Here is a 13,830-nt window from a genome sequence, read left to right on the forward strand (position 1 = left end):
ATTATTTAAGTCAATTAAAGTTTCTGGAAAATATCCTGATACATCAGATGAGTGGAAAAGAGTTAAAGAATATATTGATAGAAGGCAAACTCTTAATGTTTTTATGAGTAAATGGAATAGTATTGCAGCACAATTAGATATCCCTTTAATCGAGTTAAATAATCGTGGTATTGATGAAATATTAAAAGAGTTCACGCAGCTCATCATTAGAACCCAAAAATGCCTAGATTTGAAAAATAAGTATTTGGATGTATTTAGTGCCAATTATCTAAAAGTTTTTAGTAGAGCTAAATCTTTTGATTTCTATGGATTACCTAAAAATATTGATGACTTGATTCAATTATTAGGTCAGAAGTTAAAAATATTTAATTTAGAAGTCTATCAACAGCAACTGGCTGATCAAATACTTTATTTATCAGAGTTTGATAATAAAATATCAAATCAGTTGAAAAAAATTGTGTCCCAGGTTGATTCAGATTCGCTATATGAAAATGAATTAAGAGAATATGCCGATCTATTAAAGAAATTAGCTCATTTGAAAGATCTAACTGAGGATTTTGACAGAGTTAAATTGGCCAGTATTAAATTGAGCCAAACAAATGCTGTGATTCTTAGTAAAGATATTCTAGAGATTCCTTACGCCCAAGAAATTGAGGATCCTATATTACGTAACACATTGGTCGAGGCTTGGGAATGGAAGCGTCTTGAGACTTTTGTAATGACTATTAGTAATACAAGTCGAATTGAAAACTTGTATGAGCGTCGTCGTATTCACGAGAAGAATCTGTCTCAGAATTACGCTCAATTGGCAGCAAACAAGACGTGGTTGGCATTAAAGGAAAATGCCTCAGATAAAATTTTAGTTGCATTACAGCGCTATAAAATTGCTGTACAACACTATGGAAAAGGGACAGGCAAGAACGCTCCACGTTATAGAAAAGATGCTCAAGCGGCCCTTAAAGAGGCAACAGCAGCTATTCCTTGCTGGGTCATGTCACATCTTCAGGTTTCTGAATCTATGCCTGCTGAATTAGGTCTCTTTGATTTAGTGATTGTAGATGAGGCGTCACAATCATCAATTGACGTATTACCTGTTTTAATGCGTGCTAAAAAATTATTAGTTGTAGGGGATAATAAACAGGTTTCTCCAAGTAATGTCGGTCTAGCAAGTGCTCAAATTGATGTATTAAGAAATCGTTATCTCCATGGTCAGCCACATGCTGCATATTTAACACCAGATATGTCTTTATACGACATGGCTTCTTCTATCTATGAGTCAAGCGTGATGCTTCTAGAGCATTTCCGCTGTCATCCTGCGATCATTAGTTACAGTAATAAAAACTTTTATGGTAACCGTATTAAGCCAATGCGATTATCGAAGAAATCTGAGCAGTTAAGCCCAGCCTTAGTCGCAATTTATACACCGCAGGGGTATAGAGAATCTAAAAACAGCAAACATATTAATCGAATAGAAGCGAAAGCAATTATTGAGGAAATGAAGCTTCTTCTTAAAGATGAACGATATGCGAATAGATCAATTGGCGTGATCTCATTATTGGGGCCAGCACAGGCTGAGTTCATTCAATCAGAAGCTTTGAATGAATTTGGTGCAGGGGCTCTTACCCAAGTTCAATTTGCTTGTGGGGATGCCTCAGCATTCCAAGGTGCAGAAAGAGATATTATTTTCTTATCTATGGTAGCAGATCCTCAGAATTGTCATGCTTTGAGTAGATCCGATCATGAACAGAGATTTAACGTGGCTGCAAGCCGTGCTCGTGAACGGATGTATCTTGTCCACTCCGTGAGTGGTGATCATATATCACCAAAAGATTTAAGGCTGAATTTACTCAATCATTTTTATGATTTGCAAGAGGATCAAAAAGCATCATTTGAAGCAAAATTAGAGTTATGTGAATCAGAGTTTGAAAAATCTGTATTCACGGTATTACATAAAATGGGATACACAGTTACTCCACAGGTCAAGGTTGGAAGCTATCGAATTGATTTAGTGGTTGAATCGGATGGAGATCAGCGTTTAGCAGTTGAGTGTGATGGTGATAGCTATCATGGGCCAGAACAATGGCATGATGATATGATTCGTCAACGTGCTTTAGAACGTGCAGGATGGACATTCTGGAGATGCTTTGCATCGAGTTGGTCCATTGAACGTGAAAATATGATTATGTCATTAAAGGAAAAACTTGATGCAATGGGTATAAAACCTACACATGGAATGAGTAGCTTAACTCAAGATGTAGAACACAAAGTGTGGGTAGATGACGAATCTGAAATGAGTGCGGAAAGTGACATCGAGAAAGATTTGTTAATTCTTTAATTGTACTAGCTTGTATTTAAATGGATTCGCTAGCGGACACTTACGTAACTAAAGATTACAGTAGTAATCTTTAGTTCATAAAATTTTACTCGGGTAAAAATGGGTTAAACATTTTCTTTTTATCTGACTAAAGATGATGTTAGCAATGATTTCAAATCCGATCACAGCCTTTTTGTAGATTTGGCAATCAAAAGAAAAAATTCTTTTATAAATTCATTATCAAGCTGAAATGCAGAGATAAATCACTAAAAATTAGATGTTTAATTTTATTGAAAAATATATAATTTAACAAAAGTTCAAATGTATTTTAAATAATGGTCAAGTTAGATAATTCAACAACAATAAGCTACTTTTTAGCAGATGAAATAATAAAAGATAAAAATATAGGTGAGGCAGAACAAGGAGCATGGCAGAGTTTTTCTACAAATTCTTCCCAGATTAATAATAACCAATTTGGAGGGGCAGGATATTTTGCTGAAACTCATCATGCGGCTAGTTATAACGTAAACCAAGCAAATTCGGCACAAGACGATCATGCACATCTAGTTAACAGCCGTGAATTTGGTTCAATAGATATTACTACTGATTCAGGTCTGGCATTTAATCCAAAATATTTTGCAACAGCGGAACAAAGTTATGCAGCTGGGGCAGAATTATTTACTGATGAATCCGGTGCACTAGTCGCAAAATATGCTGGTCAGCAGATTATTGTACCAAGTGATCAGTATCATGAAATTTCAATGCTATATCAACGACATTTAGAACAAGCACAAATATCAGGTCAAATAGACCAATATGAAGCCTTAAGCCAAATCAGTTTTACAGATCGGATAGTTGATATAAATGGTATTGAATCATTACCGTTAAGTTATGCAGAAGCACATGCTGGTAAGCAGGCATTACAAGCTGGCGAAGCTCCAGTTTATGCACAACAGCACTCTTTTGTTGATGATATGAGTGATTTTGCAAGTAGTTCGACAATGGCAGTAGCATTTGTTAGTGCTATTGAGTTAGGTCCAATATTACTCAAAACACTCAATCAAATACGTCAGGGCGATCTGGCAATAGATGCTGCTGGTCCAGCCTTAATGGCACACTTAAAAGAAAAACAAACTTTACACAGTATACAAACAGGAAGTTTAAAGGCTTTTACTGCTGGTGGCTTAAGCCTTGTGACTGAAATGCATGCAGGTATAGCAGCCTTTTTAGTCACATTTTGTTGGGATGTGAAAGAGATCTATACATCTTATCAAGATGGCTCAATTAATGAAAAAACATTTTGGATCGCAATTCAGCAGGCAGCTGCAAATCGTGGTTTACAAAGCTTACTTGTTACAGCTGCAGTCACAATAGCAGGTCCAATTGGTTTGCTTGCCCCTGTATTGTCTCAATTTTTATTTCAAAATCTGCAACAGCGCCGATGGTTTGAACATGGATTTGAACATATGGCGCATGGTTGGATGCGCACAGTTAATCAGGCTGCACAGATTTCGACTCAGCAATGGCAGTTAGCTTGTACAGGTTATCAAGCGGTAGTGAATGAACAAAATCAGAGACACCAAATAATGGAAAACAATCAAGCTACTCAAGATCAAATGAATAATTTTAATGATCTCATTAGAGAAAATCACCAAGTCGATGATATCAATGTTCCTGCTTTAGAAGATCAAATGATTATTTCTCAATTAAGTGAGAAAAATCTTAAATTGCTGAGTGCGCAGCAGAGCCCGTTCGTAGTTCAACAAAGTGTTGATCATTTTTTAATAGAAAATCAAAATAATCGACAAATCGTAGAAAGTGCAGTCCTTGATGCATTAAATGTCTTAGCACCTCAGGCTACTGGAAAAACAACGCCGCATCATTTTTTAAAAAAAATTAAACTGGCGATTCTTGATCCAGCACAATTACAAAATGAATCAAATGAACAGACTTGTGCACTTATCACTGCACAGATGGCGGCTTTGCGTATGCTACAAGGACTACAGTCTGAGCAGCGTCTTTCTATTGAATTCATTGCTATTGTACAAACTCAGCTAAAATTAATTCAGCATAATCTCACTCATTTGCAACAAGAACATCAATACGCTTTGCAGCAGATATATGCATCGATGTCTCTTGGCTATCAGAAATTGAGGCAAGAGATTAATCGACATGAAGAACGAATTTCTCAACAGGAACAACATTCCTTATTACAAGATTGGTTAAATTTAAGTCATGTACAGACAGTGCACGGCATGCGTTATAGTGAAATGTCAGCAGAGCTCAGACTGTGTAATGCGGTAAATAACTTTATTCATCAAACAGAAGGTATGTGGAAAGGGAGAGATTTACTTTATTTACAAGCTTTTTTAGAAAAAGTAGGTGTAGAAGATTTAGATTCACTCAGGTTCTTGCAATGCTTTAGGGATCAACCTGCTTTACAACAGAATTTATTGCATCAATTAAAAAAGATTAAGCAGACAGAGGAGAATCAAGAATCATCCTTGATGCTTTTTAATCATTTAAAAAATCCTAATTTTGATCAAAATAATCATCAAGTAAGTGATCTATATCTAAAGCATTTCGCTTCTATAAAAGAGATATCGATTTGGGATTTAACATTATTTTTACTTTGGCAATTAAAATCAGCAGGATTTACACCATATCGAATCACAACACTCGATCGACAACGTCAGAGTTGGTTGGATGCTCTTGCAGAGATTGAAAGCTTAGTTGATGAAAATTTTTTATCGCAATCATTGAAATCACAAATTGAACAGCTTGAAACACAAATTGCTAACTTTAAGTTGTCTGTGCCATTAATTGGAAAATTTAGTGTTGGTAAATCCACGCTATTGAATACATGGTTAGGTCAGAATATTCAGAGCACAGACTTAGGTGCGTGTACTTCATATCCGACAGAATTTCATTATGCTGAGTATGGTAATCAAAAAGTCATTGTAGTGAGTGGAAATGAGCACGAACCTATATCAACTGAATATGAATTGGCACATTACCAAACATTGAGAGCACAGCATATTTTAGATGCTGATGCTATTCATCATGTAGAAATGTATTTACACAATGCTGTTCTGGCACAACATCCAGATCTAGTCTTAGTCGATACCCCAGGACTTGAATCTAATATCGGTTCACATGAACAAGCGCTCATTCGCTATTCAGGAACAGCACATAGTAGTTTTATTTTATGTGTATCCAAAACGCATTTAGGTGAAGCAGAACAACAATTTGTAGCTCGCCAATATATGTTTGGTAAAACGCTTTCGTTACTCATTTGCCAAGAGGACCTGATCGCACAAGTTGAACGTGAATCAGTGCGCCAGACAGTTGCACAACAAGCAGGGATTGATTTGGATTATTCCTTAGTAAGAGGGTGTTCTGCACACCAAGGTGATTTAAAAGGTTTTGCAGAAATCTTGAATCATATTGAGGAAAATCAATCAGAAATATTTTCAGAGTGTTTTAAACAGCAAGTTGAAAGTCTTATTATCTCTGCTCATAAAAGTTTGCAACAACAGCTTGATTTGGATCAATCTAGAGAGCAACTAGAATATAAAAAACAACAGATTGTAAATGCTCAAGCAGAGTTAAGGTCACAGTATGACATAGAAAAAAAGATGTTATTAAGGTTGGTTGATACTCGTATCAGCCAAGATGTGATGAATACGATTGAGCAGGTACTCAATAGCCGTCGTTTATATTATTACGACCTCGTCGTTGAACAAGCGCAGCAGTTACAGGCCAGTATTCAGGCCGATATACAAAATGCTTTTCAACTCGCGACACAACAGTTTTTACATCCAGTGATACATCGATCTGCTGCGAAATTAAATACGGCAGTAGATCTGACACAGCTGTATGAATTGAGTGAAAAGAATAATATTACTGATTTCAATCTTGAAAAAAGTCGAGCAAAGGAAGCGGCTGTACTCGGGGGCGTTGCAGGTGGAATCGCTGCATTGGCTTTAGGTGTGACTATACCTTTCTTAGTTTTACCTGGCTTAATTGGTGGTTTTTTATTTGCTGAAAAACAGCAATTAGAAAAAGCACGTCAAGTGGTTGATCAGCATTTAAATAGCATATCTATTCAGCTATTAAATTCGATTCAAGAACAGCTAAAACAGCAAACGCTACGGTGCTTTGAGCAAATTTATCTTGGCTTAGAACAACATCTTGCGGATCAAAGTGACAATATTGAAAAAATTGAAGTTCAATTATCGGCCGATTTAGAACAGCGTACTTTATTACAACAACGAGTGTCTGCTGCTTGTCAAAATATGCAAAACATACTTAACCAATCGAAAGACATTTCATCTCAAGATTAATTGGAGCAATAAGGAATTATCATGCAGGATTTTGCGAGTTTTAGTTTTGATTTTTCCAATGAAATTGAGACAGAAGTTGATTCGACATTACAGCCAAAAATTAATTTGGTGAAGAAGTTATTGGCTCAACCCCAAGCGTCATCAGAGCAAGAACATACGATTGAAGTATTAAAGGCATCTATAGATGAATCGATTTCAGCATTATTAGTTCAAATTGATTATGAAATTTGGAACGAAAGTTCAGCATCGATTGGTCGTTTAATGACTCAGATTACACAAAATATTCGTCATACTGAATTGGTAAATAAAAACCAAATTTTGCTGAATATACCGACTACATTTGACACGAACGATCTTAAGGATTTTCTAAAACAGATCAATGTAGATCTTGGTGAATCGGGCAAGCAGATTTCGACTAGTCTTAAACAGAATTATTTCTATCATCAGGACAATCAGCTTTCGCTAGTGAATTATTGCGGACAAAAACTTCAGCTCGTTCAGCAAGATCTATCTGGGCTACAACTGTCTGATGTTCATAATGATTGTAATGGATTGATTTCAGAACTCTTTATCGGGTCCCCTGAGTGGACATGGCATGATTTGAGTCTAACTGTCCAACATCAGAGTGATGAAAAGGAATATAGGACAACGAAACAAGCTCAAATTTTTATACTGCCTTGCCAGTCAATCGATGATCTCTCTGAGCTGTTTACTCTTTTTAAAGATAATCTGCGTAGCGAAACATATATTGTACTTTGGGTGAGTGAACAGTTTAATCCAGATCAACAAGATTTAATGATGAAGTTGCTAGACAATCATGCAGCTAAATTTGATGGTTTAAGTATTTTCCAGCAAAACTTTAAAACACTATATGGAAAAAATTTATGGGAATGGCTAAATACACAAAACCATCCTGTCATTGATCATAGTACTGAAAAATTAAAATTTATTTTGATGCAATTAAAAGCGAAATTGCAAAAAAAACTTGAGCAATTACAAAGTGAAATCCAGTTATATAGCAAAATTTGTCTAAATGATGATGCATTTTCAAAATATGAAAAAACATTAGCTCAAGAGACTTTAAAAGAACTACGTACAAACTTTCAAACCAATAAAAATTTAATCGAACAATTTTTAGTGAATGTAGATGAACTACCTCATTTACTTGAGAAAGTATTGCCGACAGCCGACTTTAATAATCCAGAGCAGATGCAAGGATTTGAATACCAAAAAGCACAAATGATGTTAGAGAGTGGATTATACGCAGAGGCATTACAGCATTTTCAAAATCTAAATCGTCAAGGTATGGATGTCATTCAGGATATTATTTTAATCCTTGCCAATCATTTTGATGAGCTGAAGAATGTGAGTTTGGAGGAGCGTTTCAAATGGATTCAAGTTGCAACACAGCACTCGCCTGATAATAGCTATTTCCATAATTTATTGGGAGAGTGTTATGAGCAGGGATATGGCTGTATGCAAGACTTTGTTTTAGCATTTCAAGAATATCAGCTTGCATCAAAACATGATTCTGAATATGCACTGAACAAATTAGGAGAATTCTATCTAAGAGGTCAGGGCACAGATGCGAATGAGGAAAAAGCATTTGAATATTTCAAAAAGACATCTGAAAAAAATAGCGATGCTAAATTTAATTTAGGCCGCTGTTATCTATATGGTTGGGGAATAGCTGAAAATGAAAGACAAGGTTTTAACTACTTAAAAGAGGCAGCTGAGCTAAATAATTTAAATGCTCAACATTTATTAGCTGACTGTCATTTATATGGTTGGGGTATAACGCAGAGTGATGAGCATGCGTTCACTTGGTATATGAAAGCAGCAGAGCAAGGCTTTGTACCTGCACAATATGCGATAGGGTGGTGCTATCTCTATGGGCGAGGTACATCTGTTAATGATGGAATTGCTGTTGAGTGGTTGTTAAAAGCTGCAGCATTTAATAATAGCAATAGTCAATACTCATTGGGTGACTGCTTCTTAAATGGTTGGGGTGTAACTCAAAATGATCACCAAGCTTTCAATTACTATTTAAAAGCAGCTGAGCAAAATCATGCTGCTGCACAATACTCTGTGGGCTGGTGTTATTTAAATGAGCGTGGCACTGAAAAAAATCATGAAAAGGCATTTAATTATTTTTTAAATGCTGCTACGCAAGGTCATGCAGAAGCCCAAAATAATTTGGGTGATTGTTACTTTTATGGTTGGGGAGTAGAACAAAATAATGATTACGCATCTCATTGGTTCAAAAAATCTGCAGATCAAGGTTGCTCTGAAGCACAGAGTAATCTAGCTTTTTGTTTCCAACATGGAATTGGAGTAATAGAGGACCTAGTTTTAGCTTATCAATGGTATAAAAAGGCTGCTATTCAAGGCCATCCAAGTAGCCAAAATCAACTAGCGAACTTTTATTTAAATGGTTGGGGAACTTTAGAAAATGAAAAACTAGCATTTGAGTGGTATGAAAAATCAGCAAGTCTAGGATTTTTAGATGCTGAAAATAATTTAGGAAGATGTTATTCCTATGGTTGGGGAGTACAGAAAAATCAGCCTAAAGCATTTGAATGGTATGAACGCGCAGCGAATAAGGGATATGCTGGAGCACAGTATAACGCAGGTATTTGTTTATTAAATGCAGTAGGTGTTAAAGAAAATAAAACTAAAGCTTACCAATACTTTATGAAAGCCGCAGAACAAGGAAATAGCGATGCTCAAAATATGTTGGGATTATGTTATATCCATGCACTCGGTACTCCAAAAGATGAGTATCAGGCAGTCCATTGGTTTGATTTAGCACGTCAGCAAGAACACATTGATGCTTATTTTAATTTAGGCTGTGCGTATTTACATGGCATTGGAGTTGAAGTAAGTCACAATAAAGCTTTTAGGTATTTTGTAAAAGCATCAAAAAATGGGCATATAGAAGCACAATACAATTTGGCAGGTTGTTATATAGAGGGTTGGGGTACTAGTAAAGATCTAAATTTGGCTAAAAAGTGGCTTAGAGAAGCAGCAGATCAAGGTCATAAAGAAGCACTTCAATATTTACAAAGTTTATAAATTTGGATTTTTACAATGAATCAACCTCTTATACTTAATACTTTATCGACAATTTTAAATTCTGGATTCAGTACTAGTTTTCTAAGTAATGATTTATATCAACAAATAATCAGAGCTATAGAGCTAAGTGATCCTCAAAATTTATTAGTGAAACAACAGCAATTCAAGCAATTAGTTGAACATTTAAACCAATCTATTTTTAGCACATATCTTGATCAGAAATGTGTAATCGGTTTTGGTGGTGGCTTTAGTGCTGGTAAATCTAGATTTTTAAATACGTTTTTAAGTATAGATTATTTACCTGAAGCGTTAGAGCCTTGTACTGCTGTGCCGACCTATATCGGATACAGTGAAACGAGTTCGTATTTAGCAAAAAATCTATTTCAACAGAATTTAGAGTTATCACTAGAACAGGTTCAACAATTAAGTCATCTATTTGATTCCACTTCAACAGATCAGCCTCTGCAGTTAGCACAATTACTGGAGCATATATATTTAGGGTTAGAGAACTTTAAATGGCAGCATCTCACATTTTTAGATACACCTGGTTATAGTAAAGCAGACAGCCCACATCAAAGCAGAACAGATGAGAAAATTGCATTAGAGCAATTGATACAAGTCGATCATCTTGTTTGGCTTGTGAGTGCGAAAAATGGCACGATTCGTGAGGATGATTTAAAGTTTTTAGCGCAGGTCGGCGTGCAAAAACCAGTCTTTATTGTCGTCACTCAGTCTGATTTGGTTACAAGCAAAGAGCTTCCATCAATTTTAGAATCAATTAAAGCCAGTCTGAAACGTGAAAATATACACATTGAAGGGATCATGGCTTGGGCTGCTGCGATTCATTCGGAAAAAGGCCAGATGCTTTTAGGCGATGACATTCATGGATGGTTAGAAAAAATTAATACCCCACTCCAGAGTGAAAGTAAGTTTGAACAACTCATTGCATTTATTGATCAGTTGACAGAGGATTTGGAAAGTAAATATGAAGATCTAGACCAGGCTATTCAACGTCAGCAGCAACTACAAAAAAAATTACCTCTAGATTTATCAAAAGAACTTGAAAACAAATTAAATGAAAAACGTATAAAGCAATCACTGTATGAACGTCATATTGATCAACTTGTAGATAGTCAAAGCACTTTATATTTTGATTATGCACATCTTCAGTTGGTTCAGGGCAACCAGCATGATGCAGTTAACCTCATGGTTGAGGCAGCATGTTTAGGCATGTCAGATGCCTTGGATTGGCTACAAACTGAAAAGAATAACTCCACATACATTCAATATAAATTGGCAGGTATGTATGAGCGGGGTGAAGGTGTTGAAAAAGATATAGATTATGCAATTGATCAATATATTGAGATTTTAATTGCGGGAGATGAATCTAGCCTAAGTGACTTGAAACGTTGGGTCGATCAAGGTCATCAATCTGCATTAGAAAAGCTTGCGAACTATTATGAAGAGTATAAAAACGATCTGCTAAAAGCGGAACAGTATCACCAAATTTTAGTGAAAAAGTTTCTACGTCAACCTTCAATTGAGTGGTATTACCAACAGTCTTTAAGTGGTCCAATAGAGATATTTCAATCATTTAGAAATCATTTTGCATTCCAATCTCGTCAGTTAGAAATACAATTTACCTATGCGAAAATTCTTTTTGCTCGTGTAGAAATAGACGAATCCGTTGAAATCATGAGCAAATATGTAGGAGAAGTATCCGTACGTAAATGGCTAGAAAAGCACGAATCCTCTTGTCCACAAATTAGGTTTCAGCTTGCTAAATTACACGCGATAGGGTTGTGTTATACGAAAAATATTGATTTAGCATTAAGCAAATATAAAGCATTGGTTGAAGAAGATTATCTTCCAGCCTTGGAAGCTTTGACCCAGATGGCAGTGGAAAATAAATTTGCCGAAGGTTTCGTCTGTGTCGCACAGCTTTATGAAAATCAATTCCAAGATTTAGACCATGCAATTCAGTACTATTTAGAAGCAATTCAGCTGAAGAGAGCGGATGCCTTAGATTGGTTGATAATAAAAGCAAAAAAGGAATTACCTCAAGCAGTTTTAGCATTACGTGATTTATCTCGTGGAAGCAATCGCCAAGACTTACAATCAGCTTATATTCAATATCTAGAAAAAACAGCCACAGTTGATGATCCTGCACAAGCAATTAGCCTGGAAGCAGTGAACTTTAATAATAAAAAAGCATATGAATGGATTCGATCATGTGCAGAGAATGGTAATGAGCAAGCTCGTTGGTACTTCATTGATTTTTATCAACACAAGCTGGTAAAATCTGAGGAAGATCGAAGTATAATTGCACAATATTGTTATGCATTTGCTGTTAAAGGCGATGAAAAAGCTATTTCACGTTTGCATCCTATCGCTGAAACTCATGGAGGCGAAGCAAGTTACGTTTTAGGTCTGATATATAGCTTTGGATATTCAGTAAAGAAAAACTTAAAAGAAGCAAGCTATTACTTTGAAAAAGGACACCGCGATGGATTGCATGTTGCAAGCTATAACTTTGCCGCTATTCCATCTCAAAGCAATAAAAAGCCTTACAGCATATTAAAAAGTGTAGCTCGCCATAAAATTATACCCGCCCAAAAAATTACATCATTTCCTTGTAATTTATTTTATTTATTTGGGGTATTAAGACCAAAACCTACTGACTTTTATCTAGGTAAAACCAAGGGTCTAAGAATTCAGTGGTTAATTTTATCTATCTATCTCGCTGTTATTTCAGGTACTGGATATACAGCTTATAAGCATCCAGAAATTTTACAAAAAATTAAAAATAGTATTGTCAGTTTATGGGGGAATGAAGGAACAGAAGATAGGGAAATCTATATCGCAGAAGATACATCTGTTGATCTTTGGGATCTTCATAATCATGCAGAGTTAATTGCGAAGTTCTATCCACATTCGGATAAAGACATTCGGGTACAAGGTATTTATGAATACCAGGCTTTGGACAATGAAAATCGATATTTAGTTCCAGTGCTCAGTGATTTCGATCAAGGAAAAAATGTATGTAATGCTTGCCAAGCACCTATAGATTTCTTTGTATTTAAAAAACAAGGCGATGGCTATAAATTGGTGGCACGAAATGAAGCCAGCACTATTTTGACGATTGGACATGGCACAGATAATTCGATGATTGATCAATTATCAGGAAATGTCATTTCATTCGGTTTAAATAGACAAGGATTGTTACTAACAAGTCGATGGGGTGGATCTGGACATACAGCAGAGGATGCTTTTTTAATTCTCATTGATGAACAAGAAGGACAGATTCGAAATATTGCTCATGAGTCCATGGCGATTGAAAAGGGTGAAGGTTATATTGGCAGTGAATTTACCTCAAAGTATCACTTTGATGAATCATCTGAGCACCAAGGAATCTATGATTTTATTATCGAACAAGAAGGTACTGTGCTTGATGAGAATCGTGAAGTGATTCCACATCATCGTAAACTTACTTATCATTATGTAGATTATAAATTTGAGTTAGTTAAAGATGAAAACTTATTAGTAAATATTGAAAATCAGGAAGATGATTTAGATTTTCTGAAATGCTCAGGTTTACGACATGGCGAGAAAGCAAATTTCATTTGGGATGAATACAGAACAAAATTGAGTAAATATTTTACTCCAAGGGTTATTGATGATTCAGATGAAAGTGGTGATTATTCTCAAGAGGTATATATACCTGAAAATATCAAAAAATTCTTCGGGACTAATGCCGGAAATTTAGCTATATCAGTATCTCATGGTGGTGAAATTGTTCCACTAACACAAGAGATGACGCTTCATGGTACTTTTGAAGAATTAAAATCTAATATTGATCAACATTTTGGAAATAGTCTTGAATGGCATAGACCTTCGAATAACGGTGCAGCATTGTATACCTATAAAATAGGTAAAGATGGTGTTTCTGGGTATATGCTCACAATTGATCAGGGCATGGATGATTTCTTAGGATATAAATGTACTTACCTAACTACAGATATGGAGTTAACGGACGAAAATAAAGCCTTAGTACACCAAGCCTTAAAGGATTATATTAGCAAAGGGGGGTATTAA

The 13,830-nt window shown here is 35.6% G+C and carries 4 protein-coding genes; all 4 read left to right on the forward strand.

Annotated elements, in window-relative coordinates:
* On the forward strand, nt 1-2,335 hold a 2,335-nt coding region (locus Q9R24_RS13190), incomplete at its 5' end, for an AAA domain-containing protein (protein WP_311215552.1).
* A 314-nt stretch (nt 2,336-2,649) separates the two neighbouring features.
* Nucleotides 2,650-6,660 carry a dynamin family protein gene (locus Q9R24_RS13195; protein WP_311204681.1) on the forward strand — a complete coding sequence of 1,337 codons (4,011 nt, stop codon included), beginning with the start codon at nt 2,650-2,652 and terminating at the stop codon, nt 6,658-6,660.
* Between the two features lie 21 nt (nt 6,661-6,681).
* Entirely contained in the window at nt 6,682-9,735 is a 3,054-nt protein-coding gene (locus Q9R24_RS13200; RefSeq protein WP_311204680.1) for a hypothetical protein, read from the forward strand.
* Nucleotides 9,736-9,750: 15 nt separating this feature from the next.
* Nucleotides 9,751-13,830: a dynamin family protein gene (locus Q9R24_RS13205; RefSeq protein WP_311204679.1), complete on the forward strand. Its 4,080-nt coding sequence runs from the start codon at nt 9,751-9,753 to the stop codon at nt 13,828-13,830.

This window comes from Acinetobacter sp. RRD8 (assembly GCF_031844225.1).
In the GTDB taxonomy this organism is placed as follows: domain Bacteria; phylum Pseudomonadota; class Gammaproteobacteria; order Pseudomonadales; family Moraxellaceae; genus Acinetobacter.